Consider the following 22,881-nt stretch of genomic DNA (forward strand, 5'->3'; position numbering starts at 1 on the left):
CAACAGGAACCGTGCCCACATGGTGCCCACGGATGGTCACGAATGAGGGCGATCGAGACAAGAAAATGTGGGCGTTCGGCAGCTTCGGATCCGCGAGATTATGCGGATCCCGGGCGCACGAAGAACGAGCAAGAGCGAGAAGGATATCGCTCGACGGGGTTCAAATCCCTCCGTCTCCGCCACCGTATCTGCCTTAAGTTCGTTGATTTTCCGCGGTTATCGAGGGCCGTGTTCGCGGCTGCGCCCCCGCGTGCCCACCGTTTGCCCACATGTGTTTTCGGCGAAGGCTGGCGCGCTGATTGTCATGTCTCAGGACATGGGTGACGAAAGTGCATCAGGACATCGGTGACGCTTTGGTGGTGTCTGGTGGTGACACTTCTCCTCTATCTGTGAGGGATGAGCCGTGTTGAGCCTGTCGATCCTCGTATCCGTCTCGCGATCGTGCAGTGGCCGCCGGACGCGCCGCGTGGGGCGGTGACCACGTTCTGCGCCGAGCACTCGATCTCACGCAAGACGTTCTATGCGATCCGGAGGCGTGCCCTCGACGAAGGGCAGGCCGCAGCTCTGGAGCCCCGATCGCGCCGTCCGAAGCGCAGCCCGACGATGATCACCGACGAGGTGAAGCAGCGGGCGGTGGCGGTGCGGGCCGCGTTGGAGTCGTCCGGACTTGATCACGGGCCGATCAGTGTGCACGACAAGATGCTCGCGCTGGGGATGACCCCGGCGCCATCGATCGCGGCGTTGGCGCGGATCTTCCGGGAGACCGGTGTCGCCCGGGCGGAGCCGCGGAAGAAGCCGCGGGCTGCGTACCGGAGGTTCGTCTATCCGGCACCGAACGCATGCTGGCAGCTCGACGCCACCGAGTACGTCCTGGCTGGTGGCCGAAAGTGCGTGATCTTCCAACTCATCGACGACCACTCCCGGTACGCGGTAGCCTCCCACGCCGCTACCGGTGAAACCTCGAGGGACGCGATCCGGGTCGTGCGCAAAGCGATCAGGGCTCACGGGGTGCCGCAGCGTCTGCTGTCTGACAACGGCATCGCGCTGAACCCGTCGCGGCGCGGGATCGTCGGGCAGCTCGTCGAGTACGTCACCCGACTCGGTGTCGAGCCGATCACCGGGAAGCCGTATAAGCCGACCACGCAAGGCAAGAACGAGCGGTTCCATCAGACCCTGTTCCGCTATCTCGACAAGCAGCCCATCGCAGGCGACCTGCGGGAGCTGCAGGCGCAGATCGACCAGTTCGACCACATCTATAACACTGAGCGTCCCCATCAGGCGCTCCCCGGCCGGATCACGCCGCGAGTGGCATGGGACGCGACGCCGAAGGCCGAGCCACCGAGGCCCCGCCCGTTGCCGCGGAGATCGGGCGACCCGCTGCCCCCGGCGCCGTCGCCGAACGGCCGCCTCCGCGAGGGCATCCGCGTCGCAACCATTCACCCGAACGGATCGATCAAAGCTCGCGGCATCATCTTCAACGTCAGCTACCCGCTGCGCGGGCAGGACGTCTACCTGATCTACGAAGCCGCCGGCATCATGATCTTCGACAACCGCGGCACCCTCCTCGCCGAGCACAACTGGCCAGCGCCCGGCATCAAGTACATCGGTAACGGCAAACCCCGCGGCCCCCGAGGACGAGAACTGTCACCGAAGTCCTGAGACACCAACTGTCACCGATGTCCTGATAAAGAACTGTCACCGATGTCCTGAGACATCACAGGCTGGCGCGCTGATTCCTGAGGGGCATCCAGAGCGCGCGCCTGTGGCCTGCTCTGCGGTCCGGTCGGCACGCACAGCGGCACAGTCAAACGGCCGTCACCACGATCACCGAGCTGTCCTAGTCTCCGTGGCGGGCCCCACCGAGCTGGCTTGAGCGGCTGCGATCGAGTGCGGCTGAGACTGCGTCCAGATCGTCGTCGAACAGGTCGGCATAGACATCGAGCGTCATGGCGGCGGAAGCGTGACCGAGCATGCGTTGGATCGCCTTGACATTGGCGCCGGCCTGGACAGCCAGCGACGACGCTGTCGTGTGACGCAAGTCGTGAATCTTGATCCTGGGTGCACCGGCTGCGGCTGCTGCGTTCTTGAACCATGACTTCGAGTTCTTGCTGTTGCGTACACGCTTCATGAAGTCGCCTGCGCGGCTCGGGAACACCAAGTCATCCGGGCCGAGATCTGCGATCCGGTCACGGATCTCTTCGCGCAGGAACGATGGCATCGGAACGTGCCGGATCTTGTGGGACTTCGGAGTTCCCTCAATGATCTGTCCGCCGACCTCCACCGCGTTCTGCACGACCCAGATCCGTGATCGCGTGAGATCGACGCTGTGCGCCCGTAGCCCGATTGCCTCTGCCCAGCGCAGGCCGGTGTAGGCCAGTGTGCGGATCAACGTCCCGTACTCACCGCTAGCTGCCGCGAGCTGCTCTACCTGAGTGTGGGTGAGATAGACGTGCCTCGATGCAATCTTTCGGGGCAGCCCCATCTTGCCGCCGCGCGCGGGGTTGACCGACAGGCGTCGATCGTGAACGGCGTCGTCCAGAACCGAAGCCAGAACTCCGTATGTACGGATGACAACGGACGCGCCGAACTCGGCGTTGAGTGCGGCGATCCATCCCTTGACATCGGAGTGGCTGATCTCGGTGATTGGAACCTTGCCCCAGCGCGGCTGGACTCGGAGTCGCCACGCCACTTCCAAGGGAGCGAAGGAAGCTTCCGTAGCTCCTGAGCGGTGAGGGTCTGGAGGGGATGCTGCGACGACACGCGTTCCAGGATCCGGTCGTCCATCAGCCGGTCAAAGCCCGCGCTGTAACGCTTGTTCGCTCCCACACCCGGACATCCCTTCACCCGGTCCCGCAGGCAACAATAGATCATCTCGAATAGAGATTCGATTGTTGTGTCTCATGAGTGAGGTGACAGTCGAACGCCCAGGTGACGCTGTGGATGGTGAGCGACGTCCCTAATCGCATGTCCGCGCCGGTCGGCGGTGGCGCGTCAGCGGCTCCGATCCGGTTGCGGCCACCGTAGAACGAGCTGGCCTCGATGCGGATGCCGACGCGATTCGCGTGACCTTGCTCGTCTGAGGCTCCGGGGCATGCGCTACTAGTTGGATCGGCGGAAATGCCTCACCGCTGACGCGAGCGCCGAAAGACCTCGACAACATGCGACGGGCCGCATCCGTGAAGGCGGCATGCAAGACGTATATCCAGGGCTACACATGAGCGAAGTTTCATACTCGAGCCCCCAGCGGGACGCCCTATGGGTGTGTTCCGGAGGAACGTTCGAGCCCAACTCGTCATATTGCAAGTGGGGGAGTATTCGATACCTGGTCAAGGTGTCAGTTTCTCCCTCTTATCTAGTTTAAAAGTTAACCGAGTAGGGACACCACATGCCGCCATGGAATACTCGCGTTTGGGGGACTACGCGTAATCCATGGCGAAGTGTGCTCCATCTCCGTGCCGATCAGTCGCGGAGTGGTTAAGCAATCGGGGGAAAAGAATGAAGAACTCAGTACGCGTAGTAATGGCGATTGCAGGAGCGGCTGTGCTGGTCGGCGGTATTTCCGCGCCGGCCATGGGAGCAGCGGGAGTCGGCGAGGGTGCTGTACTGGCCGGCGTTCTTTCCGAGCCGGTGTTGGAAGATCCGGGACACGTCGGTGGTGATACAGGCACAGCGGTGCGGATGATCGTTGCCGCGGGTGGGCTTTCCATAACAGTTCCGGACTCCGTGCAGCTCGCCGCCGGTACCCCGGGCGGAGGCGCCAAAGGCACCGTAACCGGAGCCACAGTGACGGACCGCCGAGGAGGCGTGGATGGCTGGAATGTGACCTATTCGATAGGCCCGTTCACGCACACCGAGGATGAGACAATCCGGCTCACAAAAGTCCAGGTGATACCTCGGGGCGGGGGGAGGACCGGCGGCACCGGCACGTTTGTGCTGGCATCCTCCAGTAGCGGGACGAGCGGGCCGATCGCGAGCATGACAGACGTGTACGGTTCCAACAGCGCGACATGGAACGTGGATCTGAATGTGTGGATCCCGGACACGGCGCTAGCTGGGGAGTACACCACGACGTTCGTTCAGTCAGTGACCACAGCAGGCTGATAAAGCCCAACGTTTCGTTCAAGCAATTCCCGGCCTCACGGGGGCAGCATGCCGCCCCCGTGAGCCGATGACCATTCGCACGCTGAGAAACGGCCCCGTCTTGATGCAATCCGCCGCCATCGTTATGGCTCTCGTAACAATGATGGGGTCACCTGCGCCGAGCCCATCACCAGTCGACGGCGGCGGCGCGGGCGTCGGGATCCGTCTGCTGGACATTCCCGCTGCGACCCAGGACGATCCTCGCGCTCGCGCGAACATCGTCGATAATGTTCCCCCGGGTTCGATGATCCAACGCCGCATCACTGTCTCCAACTTCGACGAGGTGCCCCGGGACGTAGAAGTGTTCGCTGCGGCCTCCGCCATCGTCGGCGGCGAGTTCCTCCCCGACGACGACAACCCGAACGAGATGCTCGGCTGGATCACTATCGATCAACCGGTCGTGCACCTTCCCGCCCAGCACGCGACAGACGTCCTGGTGACGATCGCAATCCCGGCGGATGCCCCGGAGGGTGAGCAGTACGCCACCGTCTGGGCACAGATCAGTTCCCCGAAGGCGACGGGTATCAACACCGCCAGCCGGGCCGGCATCCGGATTTACCTGTCGGTAGGAGCCGGGAACGGTCCTCCCGCAGACTTCGCGATCCAAAGCCTGTCCGCGTCGCGAACAGCTGACCGCGTGCCACAGGTCCACGCCGTCGTCATCAACACCGGTGGCCGCGCAATCGATGTCTATGGGACCGTGTCGCTCACTGGCGGCCCAGGCCGAACGTCGGCCGGACCCTTTGACACACCCACCGCGACAACCATTCTCCCCGGACAGACCGAAACCGTCACGATCTCCCTCGACGCAGGACTCTCGGTCGGCCCATGGGGCTCCACCGTGGCGCTGACAAGCGGCCTCATCGCACGAGACGAAACCGCGACGCTCACCTTCCCCGACGCTGATCAAAATCCACAATCTCCCGCGGACGCGACGCCATGGTGGGTGCCCGCGAGCATCGGGGTCGTGGCCGCTCTGGTCGCAGTAGGCTGCGTCCTATACGTAGCCCGGTTTAGGAAGCGCAGGGCGCGTGACGAGAGATGGACTCGGGTCTGACTTCGACCCGCGCATGACACATCCGGACCCCTGTCATAACCGCAAAGAGTCGCACACGGTCGAGCTACTGCGAGTGCTTCCGCGGTGTCACCGCTCTTAGCGCTGACCGGGTGCGTTTCGTCGTCGACTAAAACAGGCGATTCTGTACGAGAGCTCTGATGTGGCGCGCCTTGCGCGTCGGTACTGTTTCCCGTCAGGCGGGAAGGGAGCCTGACGCGGGTGCTAACGGGCAGCATGCCAGCCTGCACGGCGCTGATCAGTAGGTTCGTTGGAACGATCTTTCGTGGTGTCGGCTTGAGCACTCCGCCTGCGCTGACACGTTTGATATGTCTCAGGTTCGGCTCGGAAAAGCGGCCGGTCCTCTGCTAGAGGGACAACTTCGCAGCCATTTTGCAACCCCGGTCGTCGATCGAACCCTACGCGCCGCTGCAGATCGCCCGAGAGTCGACGTGGATGATCGTGCCCAGGCCGATTTGTTAGTCCCTCCGCGATTCTGCGGAGTGGCCATTGACGGGCGGGGTTCAAAGAGGTAGTGCCTGTAGATGCAGGCGGAGCCCGATCGCCCGGCACAGGAGCCCTTTGCAGGTCGACCTCCGACGACGAATCCGACGATCCGGGGCCCGATCATCAACCCGCACACGGACCGGCACGCATTCATCGCTACACTCAACCGCCTCACGGGCGATTAGCGCCGGTCGATGGGGCAGCTTCGTTCGGGCCTGGGCACAAGCGATCGTTTCTGGCTAGCTCGCCTCTCGCGGTCTGCATGAGGCTTCGATCCCATTGATGTTCAGCTCGTGCGTCCGGGGTTTGTCGAAGCTGAAGCGCCGCGGAATCCAAAAGGTGCAGCACAGTGACCGTGGAAGATTCAGTGCTGAATCAGGACGGGCGCCTCATCTTCTGTCGGCGCGGGTCGTCGCACGAAGAACGCCAATACGACTGCAGCGGTGGCCACGCATGCACCGAGCAGGAAGGCTGCGTGCACGCCCGCGTTCGTCGCTGTGACCTCGCCGGCACCGGCAGCGGCGGCATCCGCCGCCCCCACTGACATCAATGTGATGAAGAGCGCGGTTCCTGCGGCGCCGGCGACCTGCTGGATCGTGCTCACGATGGCGCTGCCATGCGAGTACAACTTTCGCGGCAGCGAACCCAGCGCGGATGTGAGGAGCGGGGTGAAGACGAATCCGAGGCCGATGTTGAGTGTGACGTGCACCGTGACGATCCAGCCGATCGAGCTCTGCTCGTCAAAGGTCGCCATCCCCCACAGCGCTCCTGCAGCTACGATCATCCCCGGAATCACCAGGGGCGTCGGTCCGTATCGGTCGAACAGCGACCCGACGATCGGTGCAACGATCCCCATGAGGACACCGCCCGGAAGCAGCATGAGCCCGACGGTCAGCGTGTCGAGCGAGAGAACCTGCTGCAGGTAGATCGGCAGCAGGATCAGCGATCCGAAGAGAGCCGCCATAACAACGACGACCAGAACCACAGCGAGGCTGAACGACCGAGAGGTGAATGTGCGCAGATCCAGCAGCGCGGTGTCGGTCTTCTGCAGGGCGAGCTGTCGCAGCACGAACATCGCCAGCGAGAAGGCTCCGATGGCGAGCGGGATCCACACGGGTACCGGTGTGTGACCCGATGCGGATTCACCGATGGAGCTCAGTCCATAGATCAGTCCACCGAAGCCGAGTGCGGAGAGCACCACAGACAGCACATCGAAACGAGCGGGCCGCGTCTCAGTGATGTTGCGCACCCAGACGGCCCCGAGGCTCAGGGCGATGACGGCGATCGGAAGCACAAGCCAGAACATCCAACGCCAGTCCAGGGCAGAAAGGATGATTCCCGACACCGTTGGACCGACAGCGGGAGCGACGGCGATCACGATCGAGATGACGCCCATCATGCGGCCGCGGTGGGAAGCGGGCACGACATTGAGCACGGTCGTGAACAACAGGGGCAGCATGATGGCAGTTCCCGAAGCCTGGACGACTCGACCGGCCAGAAGCACTTCGAACCCTGGCGAGAGTGCCGCAATCAGCGTGCCGAGTGCGAACAACGACATCGCGGTGAAGAACAGCGACCGCAGCGGGAACCGTGCGAGCAGAAAACCGGTGAGCGGAATGACGATCGCCATGGTGAGAAGGAAGCCGGTCGTCAGCCACTGTGCTGTGGCCGCCGTGATATCGAGGTCCACCATCAGTCGCGGCAGCGCCACGCCCATGATCGTCTCGTTCAGGATGACGACGAACGCTGAAGCCACCAGCAGCGCGATCACAGGCCCGGTGCGCTGCGATGTGGAATCGACGGTGGAGACCGACGCGGTGTCCGAATCTTCTTGAAGAGTCACGAAAAGCTTTCTGGTGCGGGCGCAGAAGCGCGGATGACGACACGACGGCGGGCCACAACCACACAACTATATGGCAGAAACTGCCAGTTAGACAGACAGTGCAACAATGTTCCCATGGTCGATTCGCACCGCTCGCCATCCGACGACGTCCCGCTCGGCTTGCGGGAACGACGCCGACAAGTGACTCGTCGGGAACTCGCTGACGCCGCCCTCGACCTGTTCGAGCGCAACGGGGTACACGGCACCACTGCTGATGACATCGCAGCGGCCGCAGGCGTCTCCGCACGGACCTTCTTCCGCTATGCCGAAACGAAAGAGAACGTCATCTTCCTCGACGATGACGGCTTTGATGAACTGGTCACACGCGTACGCCACGATGTCGACGGCGGGACTCCCGTGATCGCCGCAATTGAACGGGCACAGCGCGACCTCCTTGAGGCGTTCGACGATGAGCACCCTGACCAACACGAACGGGTGCTCAGAGTACGCCGACTGGTCATCTCTGAGCCCGCTCTCCTGGCCATCGCTCTCGCAATCGACGCCGAGCATGTTCGCCAACTCGCCCAGATCGTGCTCGAAGCCAACGGATCCGACAGCGAACTCGAAGCACGCATACTCGTCACCGCGCTGGGCACGGCCCATCGTCTGGCGTTTGATGAATGGGTGAGACGTACGGAAAACGGTGAGCAGGCCTCGACACGCGCGCTCTACGCAGAGATCCTCGACGGCCTCAGAAACTATTTCTCCGCGACGCCTACGGAGTAGGCCGACAGCTCCACCCGCCTCCACAGCGTAGCCACCCGCTACCTCAGAACCCCCGGAACCATGCAGTTCCTATCAGCCTGGGTGCCATCCGCGCGATTTCAAATCCCTCCGTCTTGTCCAGAAAATACCGGTCACGTGCTACTTCTCTTGGCTACTGCTCCGCGATCTGCCATTTCTGCCACGGAGGCTTAACCGGTCGACCGGACGTCAGATCATGCCACGTCGTCCTCGGGCAACAGGTCCGCGATGAGTGCTGCTACCCGCCGGCGGATATCGTCGCGGATGGGTCGTACCGCGTCGATCCCCTGGCCGGCAGGGTCGTCGAGCTCCCAGTCCTCGTAACGCTTGCCCGGGAAGATCGGGCAGGCGTCACCACAACCCATGGTGATGACCGCGTCAGACTCCTTGACCGCTTCGACGGTGAGCACCTTCGGAGTGCTGGCGCCGATGTCGATCCCTTCCTCGGCCATCGCCTGGACCGCGACGGGATTGATCTGGTCCTTGGGAGCCGATCCGGCAGAGAGCACCTCGATGCGGTCGCCCGCGAAGGCTCGGAGGTAGCCGGCGGCCATCTGCGAGCGCCCCGCGTTGTGCACGCAGACGAACAGGACGGTGGGCTTGTCGGTCATCGAGGTCTCACTTTCTCTCAGTCGGAATCGGACCGGGATCCATCGCTCATGAAGACCGGCAGGGGAAGGTTCTGGGTGGGCTAGGTCGGCGTGTGATCGAGTCGACAGGCGTATCGCCCAAGATCGGTCATGACCCACACCTGCTGGCGCTGCTCGATCCACCCTAGATTCCGCAGCTGCCACAGCAGCTGTGCCGCCATCCGGGGCAGCCGCCGGGCGTGCGCCGGGGAGAGGTCCGCGCGGCGGGCGGACCACACGCGCGCGACCTCGTCCGCGTCCCGCACGCGCTCCGTGTCGATGATGTCCAGGACGGTTGTGCGGGAATCGCCGAGATATCGGCGGATCGTCGCGTCATCCATCGTGCTCGCCATGCACCAGCGAGCTGCGCCGCTCGATCAGGAGTGTGTCGCGCCAGTGGCCGGCGTGCGGGCCGGCTCCGGACCGGGCGATGCGCTCGCGTCGCCCGACGACCCGGAACCCCGCTGCCTCGTGGAGCGTGAGGCTGGCGGCATTCTCCGGGAAGATGCTCGACTGGATCGTCCAGATGCCGGCTGCCTCGGCAGCGCCGATGAACGCGTCCAGCAGGAGGCGCCCGATCCCTCGTCCTCGGGCGTTGCGATCGATGTACACCGAGTGCTCAACGACACCGCTGTACGCCGGACGAGCCGACACCGCGGACCCTGCTATCCAGCCCAGGATCGTGCCGGCAGTGTCGACGGCCACCAAGCGCAGAGCGGGCAGCTTTCCGGTGTCGAAAGCCGGCCAGTCCGGGGTGGCGACCTCGAAGGTCGCCTCTCCGTCCTCGATCCCCTGGGCGTAGATCCGCTCGACCGCCGGCCAATCCGCCGGTGTCATCTCACGCACCTGCGTCATGAACAGCATCCACCGCCGTCGCCGACGTCGGTCGAGCAGACCCCGGTCGCCGGGAGGACCAGCTCCACCTGCGCCGCCGCCGCGGCGTCTCCCGCCAGCCATGCCGTCACGGAGCGGACCTGCTCGTACCCGGTGGCCAGCAGGAAGGTCGGGGCGCGGCCGTACGATTTCATGCCGACGATGAAGAACCCCTGCTCGGGGTGGGTCAATTCTCGGAAGCCGTGCGGTTCGACGGTCCCGCACGAGTGGACATTGGGGTCGATCAGCGGGGCCAGCCGCTTGGGCGCCTCCACGATCTCGTCCAGCTCGAGGCGGATCTCGCGGAGGATCTCCAGGTTCGGGCGGAATCCGGTGGCGTTGACGACCAGGTCGGTGGTGTGCGTCACGACCTCGCCGCGGCGGTGCGCCACGAGTTCCACGGCGGTTCCGGCTCGCCGTCCTCGGATGATCTCCACCCCGTCCAGGACCGTGATCAGCCCGTCCGCGACGGCCTGGTCCACCCGGTTGCCCAGCTGCGCACGATCGGCGAGTTCATCGTCCACAGAGGACGAGACCCGCACCGCCTGCCCGTTGCGGATCAGCCAGGTGACCTCGGCGCCGGGCTCCTGTCGGGCAAGTTCGACGAGCCCGAGCAGCGTGTTGGCGGCGGAGTGGCCTGCGCCCACGACGGTCGTGTGGCGGCCGGCGAACTGCGCGCGATCACGGCCGAGCACGTCGGGCAGCGCGGCGGTCACCGCGTCGCCGATGTCCGCCATCCCGAGCAGATCCAGCCCGCTCGAGGACAGCGGGTTGGGGGAGAGGTAGGTGCCCGAGGCATCGATGACCGCGCGGGCGGCGAAGTCCTGCACCTCGCCGCCGGCGGTGCGGGTGCGCACCACGAAGGGAGCCGCGGCGCGAGCGCGGGTCCGGGTGCGGTCCATGCCCTCCCGCGAGACACCGATGACCTCGACACCCCGCCGAACCCGTGGTGCGATCTCGTCGAGTTCGGCGAGCGGTGCGACGTACTTCTCGACGAGCTCTGTGCCCGTCGGTGCTCGATCCGGATCCGGCAGCTCCCAGCCGCGGTCCGCGAGGAGTCGGCGCGACGCCGGGTCCACGAGGTGCTTCCACGGCGAGAACAGCCGAGTGTGACCCCATGCCCGCACGCTGGCCGCGACCTCGTCTCCGGCCTCGAACACCACGAAGTCGATGCCGCGCTCGACGAGGTTCGCCGCGGCCGCCAGACCGACCGGCCCCGCGCCGATGACCGCCACGGGCAGCGTGGAAAGACGGTCGGATGCCGATACGCGTGGCGTCAGATCGAGCAGGGTCACAGCATCCTCCATGAGATATCGATGAACTTCGATACCCAGTCTGAGCGCATCTATCGACATCTGTCAATATCGACTACGCTCGATATATGCCGACGATGCTCGAGATGACGAACGTGAGTGGCCGCGACACTGAGGCCTGCTGCGCGCCCCTCGTCCGGGAACCGCTCACCGCCGACGAAGCGGAGCGTCTCGCGACGACTCTGAAAGCCCTGGCCGATCCGGCCCGTCTGCGGCTTCTGTCGATCGTGGCCGCGTCGCAGAACGCGGAGGCCTGTGTCTGCGACCTGACCGAACCGGTGGGCCTGAGCCAGCCCACGGTCTCGCATCACCTGAAGGTGCTCACCAGTGCGGGGTTCCTGACACGCAGCAAGCGCGGGACCTGGGCGTACTTCGCGCTCGTGCCCGGCGCGCTGGATCGGGTGTCGAGTCTCCTCGCCACGGCCTGACCCATCGCCTCCCGCCCTTCCACGCGACGGCAGAATCGAAGCGCCGCCCAGCCCGTCTTCGCGATCCTTCCGTTCGCGCATCCGTCTCGAGGAGCCCTGTGAACACTGCTGCCGACCGCGCACGATTGGGCCTGCTGGACCGGTTCCTGCCCGTCTGGATCCTCCTCGCCATGGCGGTGGGGCTCGTCCTCGCGGTCATCGCGCCCGGGTTCGGTGCCCTGCTGCACGCTGCTTCGGTCGGGACGATCAGCGTTCCGATCGCCGTCGGATTGCTGGTGATGATGTATCCGGTGCTCGCGAAGGTGCGCTACACCGACGCGGCGGTCGTCTCGTCCGACAAGCGCCTCCTGGTCTCTTCGCTCGTGCTGAACTGGCTGGTCGGACCTGCGCTGATGTTCGCTCTCGCCTGGCTGCTGCTGCCGGACCTGCCGGAGTATCGCACCGGGCTGATCATCGTCGGCCTGGCGCGCTGCATCGCGATGGTGCTGATCTGGAACGACCTCGCGTGCGGCGATCGGGAAGCGGCGGCATTCCTCGTGGCGCTGAATTCCGTCTTCCAGGTCGTCGCCTTCGCTGCGCTGGGATGGTTCTACCTCCAGGTGCTGCCCGGGTGGCTCGGGCTGTCCACGACCACTGCGGACTTCTCGATGTGGGCCATCACCGTGAGCGTCTTGGTGTTCCTGGGTATCCCCCTTCTCGCCGGATATCTCTCGCGCCGGATCGGCGAACGTCGTCGTGGGCGCGACTGGTATGAGGCCGTCTTCCTGCCCAGGATCGGCCCCCTTGCCCTGGGCGGACTGCTGTTCACGATCGTCATGCTCTTCGCCCTGCAGGGTCGGCAGGTCATCGCGCATCCCGTGGACGTCGGCCGGATCGCGCTGCCGCTCCTGGCGTATTTCGTCGTCATGTTCCTGATCGGACTGTCCACCGGCAAGCTCATCGGGCTGACCTACGCGCGAACGGCCACGCTGTCCTTCACCGCCGCCGGGAACAACTTCGAGCTCGCCATAGCCGTCGCCATCGGGACCTACGGTGCAACCAGCGGTCAGGCGCTCGCCGGCATCGTCGGCCCGCTCATCGAGGTGCCCGTCCTCGTCGGACTGGTCTACGTCGCTCTCTGGGTGCGCCCACGGTTCTTCCCGGCGTCCCTCGCGGCCGTCGGCTCCGACGATCAGCAGCGCCGCATCCCCACGAAGGTCTGACCGCGTGATCCGTCCGCTGTCGATCGAGGCGTCGTGCGGACGTGGATGATTTCGGGCGGAGCCAGGTAGCGACGTCTCGAAGGGGTGGGGGCGATGCGGACGTTGTCGCTGTAGAGCGCGGAGGGGCCGCGCCTCCCAGCGGGATTCGGGATCGGAACGGAGTGCGGGATCGGACGCGCGCCTGCGGGCACGACCGAGGCGTTTCTGCGAGCCCACGCGCACGTCGCCACGTCCTGGTGAGCCGTCGCTGCGGTCCGGTTCGTCCGCCGGTCAGGCGGTCTCGGCCCAGCGTCGGACGATCATGTCGGCGGCCCGGGCGGCCTCGGCACCCTTGGCGGCGAAGTGCGCGCTGAAGAACGCGTCGTGCTCGGCCGTCGGCTGGTACTGATGCGGGGTGAGGCTGATCGAGAGCACGGGGACGTCGGTCTCGAATTGGGCGCGCATGAGCCCGTCGATCACGGCCTGGGCGACGAATTCGTGGCGATAGATGCCGCCGTCGACGACGAAGGCGGCCGCGACGACCGCCGCGTAGCGCCCGGTGCGGGCCAAGCGCCGCGCGAGCAAGGGCATTTCCAGGGCGCCCGGAACGTCGAACGACTCGACCGCGAAGTCGGGGCGGAGAGCCGCGAACTCGCGGATGAACCCGTCGACGGCCTGGTCGACGACATCCTGGTGCCAGCGTGCACGGATAAGGGCGACGGAGTTCTGCTGCACTCAGCCCACGCTACTGGACGGGCGGTTCCCCACCGCGCGGGGCACCGCTACGCGGAAGGACTTGACTGCCATACCGCCGCGTGACAACGTCATCACCGTCGTCCAGGGCACCCCGTCGGTCTCACCCACCGGCCGGCGCAGTGCCCTGGCGCGGAGCTGGATGCACTCGTCGGGCTCACCGGAAGGAGCGCGTTGTGCGTGGAGTGATGATGTACGGGCCCGGCGACGTGCGGGTGGAGCAGCGCGAAGCGCCGCAGATTCTGGAGCCCACGGATGCCGTTGTGCGCCTGGCCGCGTCGTGCATCTGCGGGTCCGACCTCTGGCCGTACCGCGGGGTCGAGCCGCTGCGCCGCACCCCGCAGGCGATGGGGCACGAGTATGCCGGCGTCGTCGAGCAGATCGGGCCGGACGTGCGCACCGTGCAGGTCGGCGATTTCGTCGTCGGGTCCTTCGTGGCCTCCGACAACACCTGCGAGATCTGCCGGGCCGGGTACCAGTCGCGGTGCATCCACAGCGTGATGATGGGCGGGCTCGGAACGCAGGCGGAGCTGACTCGCGTGCCGTGGGCCGACGGCACCCTCGTCGCGGTCCCCGGGCGACCCGATCCCGATCTGATCCCCGCGCTGCTGGCAGCGTCGGACGTGCTGGGCACCGGCTGGTACGGCGCGGTCTCCGCTGGGGCCGGACCTGGCAAGACCATCGCAGTCGTCGGTGACGGCGCCGTCGGCCTGTCGGCCGTCCTGGCAGCGAAGCAGCTCGGCGCAGAGCGGATCATCGTCTTCAGCAGGAACCCCGCGCGGCAGGCCCTCGCCCGCGATTTCGGGGCGACCGACATCATCGAAGATCGGGGCGAGGAGGGCGCAGCGAAGGCGAAGGCGCTCACCGGGGGATACGGCGCCCACGGCACGGTCGAGGCGGTCGGCACGCAGCAATCCATGTGGCAGGCCATCGATTCGACTCGCCCCGGCGGCTACGTCGGCTACGTCGGCGTCTCCCAGGGCGTGGAGCTCGACGGACACACGCTGTTCTTCCGGAGCGTGCACCTGCACGGCGGACCCGCCCCGGTGCGCCAGTACCTGCCCGAGCTGATCGGCCTCATCTGGGATGGCACCATCGACCCCGGCATGGTGTTCGACCTCGTTCTGCCGATCGAAGACGCCGCCGCTGGCTACCGGGCGATGGACGAGCGCACCGCCATCAAGGTGCTGCTCACCTTCTGACCGGGGGCGGATGAGTGATCCCCCGCAGCCCGGCGGTGGTCCCGCAGGGAAATGGGCGTTTCCACGGATGCCGGCGATCGCTCGGAGGGGCGAGACTCCCGGCAGCGCCTGGACGGCGCGCGACGGGTCACGGACGGAGCCAGTCATGGAACAGCCTGGATCGAGGATGCTGTTCGGAGACTTTTCCCTCACCGACCCGCGGTCACTCCGCCGAAACCGGTGGTGAGCCCGCAGTGGCCAGGTCCGCGTGGCTTACTCTGATCGGCGGGCCGACCGTGGTGCTCGAGGTCGGTGGGCTGCGATTGCTGACCGATCCCACCTTCAGCCCGCGCGGTCCGCAGGGATCCGGCGGATCCCTTCTCACCAAGCTGCGCGGACCGGCTGTGCCCGCCGAGAGGATCGGTCGCATCGACGCCGTCCTGCTCTCGCGGATCAGCACCCGGACAACCTCGATGCGCGCGGTCGGCGGCTGCTGGCGAGCGTTCCCCTGGTCTTGTCCACGCCGACTGCCGCCGAGCGTCTGCCGGGCGCGACTGTGACGGCGATGACGGGGACAACGCCTCCACTCGCGTCGTCCACGACATCGAGCACCATCTCGGACCGATCCGGGTCGCGGTCGTCTTCGCCGGATCGACGCGTACGTATCGCTGACGAGCAGTCAGGTGGTTGAGCTGACGGGCGCGCTGCCCTCCGCAGTCGTCGTTCCCGTCGATGCGGAGGGATGGGCGCACTTCACCGAAGGGCCGGCGGACATCGCCGCCGCGGCGGTGGCGGCGGGAGCAGAGGACCGCGTCGTGATCCTCTCACCTGGGATCCGCACGATGATCGAGCACGGACCGCGGTGAGCTCGCAAACGAAGGCCAGGAGCGATCCTCAGGCGTTCTTCTGCCTCTCGATCAGAGCCGCGGCGTTGCCGCCGAGGATCCGCCGAGTGGCGTGCTCGGGCAGTTCTGCTTCCCGGATCTTCGCGACGGGATCATCGAGCCCCATGTCGAAGGGGTAGTCGCTGCCCAGGACGACGCGATCCTCGCCGGCCACCTCGACCAGAGCCCGCAGCGTTCGCGTGTCGTGCACGACGGTGTCGAACCAGAGCTTGCGAAGGTAGGTCGACGGCGGATGCGCGCAGCCGCGCGCATCCGGGCGCACGTGCCAGGCGTGATCGGAGCGCCCGATGACGGTGGGGAGGTATCCCCCGCCGTGCGCAGCCACGACCTTCAACCCGGGATGCCGATCCAGCACCCCGGCGAAGATCAGGTGTGACAGAGCCACCGCGTTCTCGACCGGTTGGCCGACGGTGTTGGCGAGGTAGAACCGGTCCAGCCGCTCGTCCAGGCTGCACCCGAACGGGTGGAGGAAGATCACGGCGCCGAGTTCGGCTGCGCGTGCCCAGAAGGGCTCGAGCCGCTCGTCCGACAGCTCGACATCGCCGGCGAAGGACGAGATCTCGACTCCGGCGAGCCCGTGACCGAGCACCGCGTCATCGAGGTACTCGACCATGCGGCCGGGATGCTGCATGGGAACCAGGCCCAGGCCGGTGAGCCGGTCCGGGGCCTGGGCCACGTACTCGGCGATCAGGCGGTTCGCTTCGCCGGCGGCCCAGACCGCCAGTCCCTCCGGTGCCCACGGGTAGAAATGGTTCGGGGAGGCGCTGACCCACTGTCGCTCGACGCCCTGCGCGTCCATGTCGGCCAGCCGCACGCCGACATCGGTGAGCTTCGGGATGCGCACGCCGATCATGGGACCCGACACCGCCTGGCTGGCGGCACCGTTGCGGCGCAGATCGAGGGCGGCCGCCTCCGCGACGAGTTCGGGTGCGCGCCGCTCCACCTCGGCGTGCAGGGAAGGCAGCAGCACGTGGGCGTGGACGTCGATGACGCCCGTGTCAGCGGCGGTCATGCCGGCTGCGCCGTCGTCAGGGCGTCGCCGAAGACCAGGCCGCGGGTGTCGGCGTCACGACGTCCGCCGAGCCGCCGTGGACCGGGCTGAAGTTGCTCGGCGAGGTGGCGGTGTGGGGTCAGCAGTTCGGTCAGCACGTGAGAAACCTCTTGTCCTTGGGCGGGCCCCCGCCGATCGTGGGCGGGCAGCTGTGGGCGGAACAGGCCATGCAGCTGTCGCCGCCACGAACTTCGGCGAGGTGTCATCAGCGACATGGGCTGCCGCCAGCTAACCATGATTCCCGGGTCGTGCGTTCGCGGCGCCGCGCACTCGCCGCACGATCAGAACGGATAGCGCTCCACTCGGCTCTGCATCGTGATCCACTGCGTCTCGGTGAAGGTATCGAGGTTGGCCTGCGGACCGCCGAAGCGACCGCCGACACCGGAGGCCTTGGTCCCACCGAACGGGATGACGGCTTCGTCGTCCACAGTGGCGTCGTTGATGTGAACGGCGCCGGACTCGATCCGGTCGCACAGTTCGTAGGCGGCGTAGGGATTCGACGTGATGATCGACACCGACAGGCCGTACTCGGTGGCATTGATGATCTCGATCGCCTCGTCGATGTCGTCGTATACCTGCACCGGCGCCACCGGGCCGAAGATCTCCTCGGTCCAAGCGGGGTTCTCCACGGCGACGTCCGTGAGCACCGTAGGGCGGTAGTACAGCCCGTCATACTCACCGCCGGCGGCGAGCGTGGCGCCGTTCTCGACCGCGTTCAGCACATAGCCGTGCACTCGATCACGCTGCCCTTCGTCGATGATCGGCCCCAGCGGCAGGCCCTCGGCCGGGTCGCCCACCGGGATCCCCTTCGCCTTCTCGGAGAGGGCGGCGATGTACTCCGCGGCGATCGAACGGTGCACCAGGTGACGACCGGTGGTCATGCAGATCTGTCCCTGGTGCAGGAACGATCCCCACGCACCGACGGACGCGGCGGCCTGGACGTCGGCGTCGGGCAGCACGAGCATCGCGTTGTTGCCGCCCAGTTCAAGGTGCACGCGCTTGAGCAGCGGAGCCGCGGCGGCACCGACCTTGCGGCCCGCCTGCGTCGAGCCGGTGAACGAGATGCAGGGCACCCCAGGGTGCGTGACCAGCGCGGCACCGAGTTCGCCTCCGCCGGGCAGCACGTGCAGCACGCCTCCGGGCAGTCCGGCCTCCTCGAACAGCGCGGCCAGCGCGAGGCCGCCGGAGATGGAGGTGCGCGGGTCCGGCTTGAGGATCACGGCGTTGCCGAGAGCCAACGCCGGAGCGACCGAGCGCATCGACAGGATGGCCGGGAAGTTGAACGGCGAGATGACCCCCACAACGCCGAGCGGGACCCGCCGCGCGATGGACGTGCGCTCTTTCACGCTGCGCAGCAGCTCGCCATAGGGGTGGGATGCCAGCGCCGCAGCCTCCTGCAACTCGGACACCACCAGTCCCACCTCGAAGGCCGCCTTGCCGTGACCGGAACCGCTCTCGGGGACCAGGACGTCCGCCAGGCGGGCCGGGTCGGACTCCAGCAGCTGCGCCGCTTTGAGCATCACTGCAGCGCGCACGGCGTAGGAGAGCTTCGACCAGCGCTTCTGCGCGGCCGTGGCTGACTCGACCGCGCGGTCGAGGTCGGTCGGGTCCGCCTGGGCGATCGTCGCCAGGGGGGTGCCGGTGCCCGGGGCCGTGACCGTGATCGGCTCGGCAGCGCCGGCGCGCCAGCCATCCGAGAACAGCGTGTGGTGCCAGAGGGGGGTGGTGGTGTCGATCGTCATGATGCTCCGTTCTTCATCGAGGGTGGAGGATGCCGCGGAGCCGGCCACGCGACGGTCGGGGTCGCCCGCGTCGAGGTGTGCCGGTCGGCATCCCGCTTCCTTCGCTTCCAGGGTGGTGCTCTTTGCGGAACGGCACCACCCTGAATCTCTTCCGATTCCGTCAGGAGTCCGCCGTGGCGACCGCACGCTCGCCGTGGGCTCAGCTCAGGACTTGTCCACGTCGTTCTGACAGGACACGCACGTCTCTCCGTACGGAAGCACTTCGAGACGGCCGGCCACGATGGTGTCCCCGCAGCGCACGCAGCGTCCGTAGGTGCCGCCGTCCAGCCGCTCCAGGGCCGCCAGGATGCGGTCCACGACCTTGCGGGTCGCTGCCGTGGTCGCCCACGCGACGGGGTCGATGTTCGGGGCGGCTCGGGGTGCCAGGTCGCTGATCAGCTCTTCGCGCTCCTTGAGCTGCTGTTCCAAGGACCGGCGGATGGCCGCCGCGTCGATGTCGGGAGCCGGGACGGACAGGGATGGGTTATCGGTCAGCATGACCACTCCTCAGGTAAAAAAAGAGCGCCGCAGATGCGACGCGCTGGGTAGCCGGACGGCCCGTATTAAGGACACGGATCACGGTGGAGCGCGCAACGGCGAACGGAGGGGCAATGTGCTTCCGTTCAGGACCATCCGGGGCGGAAGGACCTCGTGCCGGGCTCCGGCGATATCCATGGCACGCACGACGACGGTGGCGTCGGCGGGACGCTCCGGGGTGCGCGAAAGGACAGCCATGGACATAGCCTCACCATAGCCGGGACGGGGAAAAAGGCAAGTCACGGGCTTTTTCCGGTGTTGCAGGTCCTCGCCAAGGGGGCGAGCTCCTCGAACGGTCCGGTCACCGACCTGGAGGAGTTCCACGCGGCGTCGCTGAGCCTCGTCGCTGAGCCTCGTCGCGTAGCCGCCGCCGCGGTCGGCGGGCGTCAGCGCAGACGGATCGCCGCGGGCTGGAGCGACACGGTGAAGGACCGGGTCTCCCCGATCTCTTCGCCGTCGATCTCGAATGCCCGGGGCTCGGGAAGTGTCACGACGATCTTCCTCGCCCGGCCGTGATGAACCGTATCGGTGTTCGTCAGCTCATCGTCCTGGGAGATCAGCCGCTTCAATGCGTTGTCCCAGATCATCGTCTTGAGGGTGCCGGCCCACTGCGCGAAACCTTCCGCGCTGAGCACAAGGTAGTTGAGTTCGCCGTCCGCCGGATCGGCGTCCGGAAGAAGCGTCAGCCCACCCTGGATCATCCCGCAGTTGGCGATGAGCAGAGTGTGCCCGTCTTCGTCCCGCCCGGGCTGCTCGTCTGTCGTGATGTGGAAAGGAACGATCTCGCTCGCGGCCAGGGCGCGGCCCAGCGACTCCGCATATGCCAGCCACCCGGCCTTGTCCTTGAGATCATCGTTCGTCTCCGCCAGCATGTGCGCGTCGATGCCGAACCCCACCATGACCACGAACGCGTGTCGCTCCGAGCCGCCGACCAGGTCGATGTCGACCCAGCCGACGTCCAGCGGCCTGGGATCACCGCTGAACGCCTGCGCGAGGGCTGCGGTGACATCGTTGATCGGCACGCTGAAGTTCCTGGCGAGCAGGTTTCCGGTGCCCAACGGCACGATCGCCAGGTCGACGTCTGCGGAGACCTCCGCGAGGTGTTGGGCCACGGCACGGACCGTGCCGTCTCCGCCGGCGACGATGACCAGCTCCGCACCCGCCGCCAGCGCCTCACCGGCCGCTCCCTGCCCGGGGTCCTCCTCCGTGGTCTCCCACCACCCGATCTCACCGGTCGCCGCTTCATGGCCGGTCTGGGCGAGCCCGGCCTCCAACGTCTCTCGCTCGGTCTTGGTCGGGTTCCAGATGACGGCGGTCTTCGGACTCACGATGGCTCTTCTCGGATCGAGGGTGGGGGGTCGATGGACTGACCGTCGCGCGGAGACAGATCGGGCAGTGCGCGCGTGCCGAAGTCATGCCGCAGCGCGCTCAATGCGGCGTGCCATCCGCCCAGTCCGTGCACACCCGGACCGGGGGCGACGGATGCCGAGGCGAGATAGACCCCGGGAACCGGCGTGCGCCACGGGTCGGGGCGCAGCACCGGGCGGCGCAGGAGCTGCACGAGCGAGGGCGCACCGGCGGAGATGTCCCCGCCGATGTAATTCGGATTGTGCTGCTGCAGCTGGACGGCGGTACGCGAACTGGTCGCCAGGATGGTGTCGCGGAACCCCGGTGCGAAGCGCTCGATCTGCCGGATGACCGCCTCCTGCCGATCTTGCGGGCTGCCGGCCGGAACATGCGTGTACGCCCACAGCGTGTGCCGGCCGGCGGGGGCGCGCGAGGCATCGAACAGGGACTGCTGGGCGGCCAGCACGTAGGGCCGATCGGGCAGGCGTCCTCGGTTGACGTGGTTCTCGGCATCCGCGATCTCTGCCCTTGTGCCGCCCACGTGCACCGTGCCCGCGCGCCGCAGGTCGCCGTTCGCCCAGGGCACCGGGTCGCTGAGCGCGAAGTCGACCTTCGCGACGCCGCCTCCGTACCGGAAGCGCTGCAGAGCGCGGCGGTACGGCGCCGGCATCCGGGAGGCGGCCATGCGCAGGAACGCACGGGGGGTGACATCCAGCACGGTGACCCGGGCGCTGGGCAGTTCGGCGAGTGACGTGACCTCCACTCCCGTGACCAGTTCACCGCCATGAGCGCGCAGATCGTCGACCATGGCGTCGATGATCGCCTGGCTTCCGCCGATCGGTATCGGCCAACCGCGCGAATGCGCGTATGCACCCAGCACCAGCCCGGCGCCGGCGGCGGCGACGCTCGGCTGCGGCAGGATGGTGTGCGCCGCGACGCCGGTCAGCAGAGCGGGTGCGAGGTCGGTGCGGAAGCGGGCGTTCCATGCCGGCCCGCCCTGCTCCAGCGATCGAATGCCGAACGCGATCGCGGCGCGCGGGTCGGCGGGCACGCGCAGCAGGGAGGAGCCGGTGAACTCGGCGAGCTGCGCGGTGCGCTGCACCAGGGGTCCCATGAGGCGTGCGTAGGCGGGGCCGTCGACGCCCAGTCCGGCGCTGGTGCGCTCCAGGTCCCGGTAGGCGATCCCGGCGCGACCTCCGTCGAGTGGGTGCCCGAACGAGATGTCGGGCGTTGCGAATCGCACTCGGTTCTGCAGGCCGAACTCGCGGAAGAAGCGGGATTCGAAGGCGAGGGGATGCACCGCGGAACAGACGTCGGAGAGGTAACCGGGCAGCGTGAGCTCACGGCTGGCCGCCCCGCCGCCGGCACGCTCATCGCGCTCGTACACGCGCACCTGCAGGCCCGCGCGGGCGAGGGTGACGGCCGCGGCCAGCCCGTTGGGGCCGGCGCCGACGACGACGGCGTCCAGCGCCACGGCACGAGGGTGCGACCGCCGACCGTTCACCTGGCCGAGGCCTCGTCGCTTCCCCGCTCACGTTCGGCCGTCGTCGCCCGGGACGGCGCTTCGGCCCTGCCTTCGGCCCTGCCCTCGGCGAGGTAGGCCAGGCGATGGAGCGTCTCCGCATTGCGCCAGTGCAGCCCGAGATCCAGCAGCGGAGCGGGTACGAAGCGTCCGGGTCCGGCCACCGCTTCCTCCTGGATGCGGACAACGGTGGAATCCCCCCGCGGCTTGACATCCAGCGTCACGCGCGCCTCACCGATCGGCCAGCCGCGCGCACGCATCACCATCCGGTGCGGCGGGCGGTATTCCTCGACGAGCGTCGCGTCGTTGATCAGCACCGGCCAGACCCCGAAGGAATGGTGCAGGCGGGATCCGGCGCGCGGCCAGGACGGGTCGACCTCGCGCATCCGGGACGCTCCGACGACCCAGGAGGGGAAGAGCCAGCCGTCGCCGAGAACCTCGAAGACATCCTCAGGCGCACACTGCAGCAATCTCACGTTGCGAGACATCGCTGAATCCTTCCGTCAATGACATCCACTATCCGGGTTCGGCGGACTTTCCGTCCTGGGCTGGTCAAGATCGGCCGGAACCGCTACGGGACATGTCGCACCGCGCGCAGATCAGATCGCCCACTCCGGGACGGGGAGCCTGTTCTCTTGTCAAGGCCTTCCCGCCCGCAGCCCGATGCGAGTGAATAGAGGCAGGGCAAACGCCGACGCGCCGACCGTGCGCAGAGAAGGGCAGGATTCGATGAAGTCAGCGGACCACCAGGGCCAGAGCGGGCAGACGGCCGCATCGCCGCGCATCGAGGATGCCGGGAGCACAGCGATGGATGCCGCGGCGGGCGGGGTCGAGGAGATGACCGACGAAGAGAAGCGCCGCGATCAACTCCTGCGCGCCGCCGGATCGACCGAGGAGGATGCGGCTCCGAGGATCGACGTGAGCAAGCGGGAGGGCGTCACGCGCATCGACATTGTCCCCGACGCCGTCGTGCGACCCGGATCCTCCGACTGAGGCCCAGAGGCGGCGCGCCGCGTCGGCGCACCTGCGCTGAAGCCGCCGCGGCCTCTGACC

At 67.0% G+C, this 22,881-nt stretch carries 24 protein-coding genes; 9 read left to right on the top strand and 15 right to left on the bottom strand.

Features of this window, described 5'->3' with window-relative positions; all coding sequences use genetic code 11:
• Window positions 1–396 precede the first annotated feature (396 nt).
• Window positions 397–1,659, top strand: coding sequence for an integrase core domain-containing protein (locus tag QNO12_RS01895; RefSeq protein ID WP_502883268.1), 1,263 nt, complete (start codon window positions 397–399; stop codon window positions 1,657–1,659).
• 178 nt (window positions 1,660–1,837) lie between these two features.
• Here the strand turns inward: QNO12_RS01895 and QNO12_RS01900 are convergent, their stop codons facing one another.
• Window positions 1,838–2,689 carry a tyrosine-type recombinase/integrase gene (locus tag QNO12_RS01900; protein WP_285178381.1) on the bottom strand — a complete coding sequence of 284 codons (852 nt, stop codon included), beginning with the start codon at window positions 2,687–2,689 and terminating at the stop codon, window positions 1,838–1,840.
• A gap of 806 nt (window positions 2,690–3,495) precedes the next feature.
• Between QNO12_RS01900 and QNO12_RS01905 the strand changes: the two genes are divergently transcribed.
• Both QNO12_RS01905 and QNO12_RS01910 read left to right on the top strand, forming a co-directional pair.
• The gene (locus QNO12_RS01905; protein ID WP_257503694.1) at window positions 3,496–4,101 is read left to right on the top strand and encodes a WxL domain-containing protein; all 606 of its coding nucleotides are present in this window, start codon (window positions 3,496–3,498) and stop codon (window positions 4,099–4,101) included.
• Between the two features lie 283 nt (window positions 4,102–4,384).
• Window positions 4,385–5,197, top strand: a complete 813-nt coding sequence (locus tag QNO12_RS01910) for a COG1361 family protein (protein WP_285178201.1) — start codon at window positions 4,385–4,387, stop codon at window positions 5,195–5,197.
• A gap of 868 nt (window positions 5,198–6,065) precedes the next feature.
• Here QNO12_RS01910 and QNO12_RS01915 read toward each other — a convergent pair.
• Entirely contained in the window at window positions 6,066–7,544 is a 1,479-nt protein-coding gene (locus tag QNO12_RS01915; protein WP_374761045.1) for an MDR family MFS transporter, read from the bottom strand.
• Between the two features lie 114 nt (window positions 7,545–7,658).
• On the opposite strand from QNO12_RS01915, the gene QNO12_RS01920 reads away from it, so the two are divergent.
• Window positions 7,659–8,309 carry a TetR family transcriptional regulator gene (locus tag QNO12_RS01920; RefSeq protein WP_257503692.1) on the top strand — a complete coding sequence of 217 codons (651 nt, stop codon included), beginning with the start codon at window positions 7,659–7,661 and terminating at the stop codon, window positions 8,307–8,309.
• 212 nt (window positions 8,310–8,521) lie between these two features.
• On the opposite strand, the gene QNO12_RS01925 is transcribed toward QNO12_RS01920, so the two are convergent.
• The 4 genes from QNO12_RS01925 to QNO12_RS01940 all read right to left on the bottom strand — a co-directional run bounded on the left by QNO12_RS01925 (window position 8,522) and on the right by QNO12_RS01940 (window position 11,124).
• Window positions 8,522–8,938 carry an arsenate reductase ArsC gene (locus QNO12_RS01925; RefSeq protein WP_257503691.1) on the bottom strand — a complete coding sequence of 139 codons (417 nt, stop codon included), beginning with the start codon at window positions 8,936–8,938 and terminating at the stop codon, window positions 8,522–8,524.
• A gap of 80 nt (window positions 8,939–9,018) precedes the next feature.
• A complete protein-coding gene (locus QNO12_RS01930) occupies window positions 9,019–9,297 on the bottom strand; it encodes a hypothetical protein (protein ID WP_257503690.1) in 279 nt (92 codons plus the stop codon).
• Window positions 9,290–9,811 (bottom strand): GNAT family N-acetyltransferase, encoded by a 522-nt coding sequence (locus QNO12_RS01935; protein WP_257503689.1) that lies wholly within the window; start codon window positions 9,809–9,811, stop codon window positions 9,290–9,292. Before QNO12_RS01935 ends, QNO12_RS01930 begins: the two co-directional genes overlap by 8 nt.
• Complete coding sequence (locus QNO12_RS01940; RefSeq protein WP_285178202.1) at window positions 9,808–11,124, bottom strand: NAD(P)-binding domain-containing protein; 1,317 nt, start codon at window positions 11,122–11,124, stop codon at window positions 9,808–9,810. The genes QNO12_RS01935 and QNO12_RS01940 overlap by 4 nt, the downstream gene beginning before the upstream one ends.
• An 86-nt stretch (window positions 11,125–11,210) precedes the next feature.
• Here QNO12_RS01940 and QNO12_RS01945 point away from each other — a divergent pair, with 86 nt between their 5' ends.
• Both QNO12_RS01945 and arsB read left to right on the top strand, forming a co-directional pair.
• The gene (locus QNO12_RS01945; RefSeq protein ID WP_257503687.1) at window positions 11,211–11,570 is read left to right on the top strand and encodes an ArsR/SmtB family transcription factor; all 360 of its coding nucleotides are present in this window, start codon (window positions 11,211–11,213) and stop codon (window positions 11,568–11,570) included.
• Window positions 11,571–11,668: 98 nt separating this feature from the next.
• Window positions 11,669–12,772 (top strand): ACR3 family arsenite efflux transporter, encoded by a 1,104-nt coding sequence (arsB, locus tag QNO12_RS01950; protein WP_257503686.1) that lies wholly within the window; start codon window positions 11,669–11,671, stop codon window positions 12,770–12,772.
• 270 nt (window positions 12,773–13,042) lie between these two features.
• On the opposite strand, the gene QNO12_RS01955 is transcribed toward arsB, so the two are convergent.
• Window positions 13,043–13,486 (bottom strand): 6,7-dimethyl-8-ribityllumazine synthase, encoded by a 444-nt coding sequence (locus QNO12_RS01955; protein WP_257503685.1) that lies wholly within the window; start codon window positions 13,484–13,486, stop codon window positions 13,043–13,045.
• A 194-nt stretch (window positions 13,487–13,680) separates the two neighbouring features.
• On the opposite strand from QNO12_RS01955, the gene QNO12_RS01960 reads away from it, so the two are divergent.
• Entirely contained in the window at window positions 13,681–14,706 is a 1,026-nt protein-coding gene (locus QNO12_RS01960; RefSeq protein ID WP_257503684.1) for a zinc-dependent alcohol dehydrogenase family protein, read from the top strand.
• A 662-nt stretch (window positions 14,707–15,368) separates the two neighbouring features.
• Entirely contained in the window at window positions 15,369–15,551 is a 183-nt protein-coding gene (locus tag QNO12_RS01965; protein ID WP_257503682.1) for a hypothetical protein, read from the top strand.
• Between the two features lie 28 nt (window positions 15,552–15,579).
• On the opposite strand, the gene QNO12_RS01970 is transcribed toward QNO12_RS01965, so the two are convergent.
• The 8 genes from QNO12_RS01970 to QNO12_RS02005 all read right to left on the bottom strand — a co-directional run bounded on the left by QNO12_RS01970 (window position 15,580) and on the right by QNO12_RS02005 (window position 22,316).
• Window positions 15,580–16,602 carry an amidohydrolase family protein gene (locus QNO12_RS01970; protein ID WP_257503681.1) on the bottom strand — a complete coding sequence of 341 codons (1,023 nt, stop codon included), beginning with the start codon at window positions 16,600–16,602 and terminating at the stop codon, window positions 15,580–15,582.
• A complete protein-coding gene (locus QNO12_RS01975; protein ID WP_257503680.1) occupies window positions 16,599–16,739 on the bottom strand; it encodes a hypothetical protein in 141 nt (46 codons plus the stop codon). The genes QNO12_RS01970 and QNO12_RS01975 overlap by 4 nt, the downstream gene beginning before the upstream one ends.
• Before the next feature lie 183 nt (window positions 16,740–16,922).
• Complete coding sequence (locus tag QNO12_RS01980) at window positions 16,923–18,383, bottom strand: benzaldehyde dehydrogenase (protein WP_257503679.1); 1,461 nt, start codon at window positions 18,381–18,383, stop codon at window positions 16,923–16,925.
• Window positions 18,384–18,587: 204 nt separating this feature from the next.
• Window positions 18,588–18,920, bottom strand: a complete 333-nt coding sequence (locus tag QNO12_RS01985) for a TraR/DksA family transcriptional regulator (RefSeq protein ID WP_257503678.1) — start codon at window positions 18,918–18,920, stop codon at window positions 18,588–18,590.
• A 78-nt stretch (window positions 18,921–18,998) separates the two neighbouring features.
• Window positions 18,999–19,157, bottom strand: coding sequence for a hypothetical protein (locus QNO12_RS01990; protein WP_257503677.1), 159 nt, complete (start codon window positions 19,155–19,157; stop codon window positions 18,999–19,001).
• A gap of 188 nt (window positions 19,158–19,345) precedes the next feature.
• A complete protein-coding gene (locus tag QNO12_RS01995) occupies window positions 19,346–20,287 on the bottom strand; it encodes a diacylglycerol/lipid kinase family protein (RefSeq protein ID WP_257503676.1) in 942 nt (313 codons plus the stop codon).
• Complete coding sequence (locus QNO12_RS02000) at window positions 20,284–21,780, bottom strand: phytoene desaturase family protein (protein WP_257503675.1); 1,497 nt, start codon at window positions 21,778–21,780, stop codon at window positions 20,284–20,286. The genes QNO12_RS01995 and QNO12_RS02000 overlap by 4 nt, the downstream gene beginning before the upstream one ends.
• A 26-nt stretch (window positions 21,781–21,806) precedes the next feature.
• Complete coding sequence (locus QNO12_RS02005) at window positions 21,807–22,316, bottom strand: SRPBCC family protein (RefSeq protein WP_257503674.1); 510 nt, start codon at window positions 22,314–22,316, stop codon at window positions 21,807–21,809.
• Window positions 22,317–22,557: 241 nt separating this feature from the next.
• On the opposite strand from QNO12_RS02005, the gene QNO12_RS02010 reads away from it, so the two are divergent.
• Window positions 22,558–22,821, top strand: a complete 264-nt coding sequence (locus tag QNO12_RS02010) for a hypothetical protein (protein WP_257503673.1) — start codon at window positions 22,558–22,560, stop codon at window positions 22,819–22,821.
• Window positions 22,822–22,881: the final 60 nt, after the last annotated feature.

It is taken from the genome of Microbacterium sp. zg-B185 (genome assembly GCF_030246885.1).
Lineage (GTDB): Bacteria > Actinomycetota > Actinomycetes > Actinomycetales > Microbacteriaceae > Microbacterium.

What these genes read in the sequence shown, in the direction of transcription:
- QNO12_RS01895 (WP_502883268.1), top strand. Translation starts at nt 397, where the DNA reads ATGAGCCGTGTTGAGCCTGTCGATCCTCGTATCCGTCTCGCGATCGTG.
- QNO12_RS01905 (WP_257503694.1), top strand. Translation starts at nt 3,496, where the DNA reads ATGAAGAACTCAGTACGCGTAGTAATGGCGATTGCAGGAGCGGCTGTG.
- QNO12_RS01910 (WP_285178201.1), top strand. Translation starts at nt 4,385, where the DNA reads ATGATCCAACGCCGCATCACTGTCTCCAACTTCGACGAGGTGCCCCGG.
- QNO12_RS01920 (WP_257503692.1), top strand. Translation starts at nt 7,659, where the DNA reads ATGGTCGATTCGCACCGCTCGCCATCCGACGACGTCCCGCTCGGCTTG.
- QNO12_RS01925 (WP_257503691.1), bottom strand. Translation starts at nt 8,938, where the DNA reads ATGACCGACAAGCCCACCGTCCTGTTCGTCTGCGTGCACAACGCGGGG.
- QNO12_RS01930 (WP_257503690.1), bottom strand. Translation starts at nt 9,297, where the DNA reads ATGGATGACGCGACGATCCGCCGATATCTCGGCGATTCCCGCACAACC.
- QNO12_RS01935 (WP_257503689.1), bottom strand. Translation starts at nt 9,811, where the DNA reads ATGACGCAGGTGCGTGAGATGACACCGGCGGATTGGCCGGCGGTCGAG.
- QNO12_RS01945 (WP_257503687.1), top strand. Translation starts at nt 11,211, where the DNA reads ATGCCGACGATGCTCGAGATGACGAACGTGAGTGGCCGCGACACTGAG.
- QNO12_RS01970 (WP_257503681.1), bottom strand. Translation starts at nt 16,602, where the DNA reads ATGACCGCCGCTGACACGGGCGTCATCGACGTCCACGCCCACGTGCTG.
- QNO12_RS01980 (WP_257503679.1), bottom strand. Translation starts at nt 18,383, where the DNA reads ATGACGATCGACACCACCACCCCCCTCTGGCACCACACGCTGTTCTCG.
- QNO12_RS01985 (WP_257503678.1), bottom strand. Translation starts at nt 18,920, where the DNA reads ATGCTGACCGATAACCCATCCCTGTCCGTCCCGGCTCCCGACATCGAC.
- QNO12_RS01990 (WP_257503677.1), bottom strand. Translation starts at nt 19,157, where the DNA reads ATGGCTGTCCTTTCGCGCACCCCGGAGCGTCCCGCCGACGCCACCGTC.
- QNO12_RS02005 (WP_257503674.1), bottom strand. Translation starts at nt 22,316, where the DNA reads ATGTCTCGCAACGTGAGATTGCTGCAGTGTGCGCCTGAGGATGTCTTC.
- QNO12_RS02010 (WP_257503673.1), top strand. Translation starts at nt 22,558, where the DNA reads ATGAAGTCAGCGGACCACCAGGGCCAGAGCGGGCAGACGGCCGCATCG.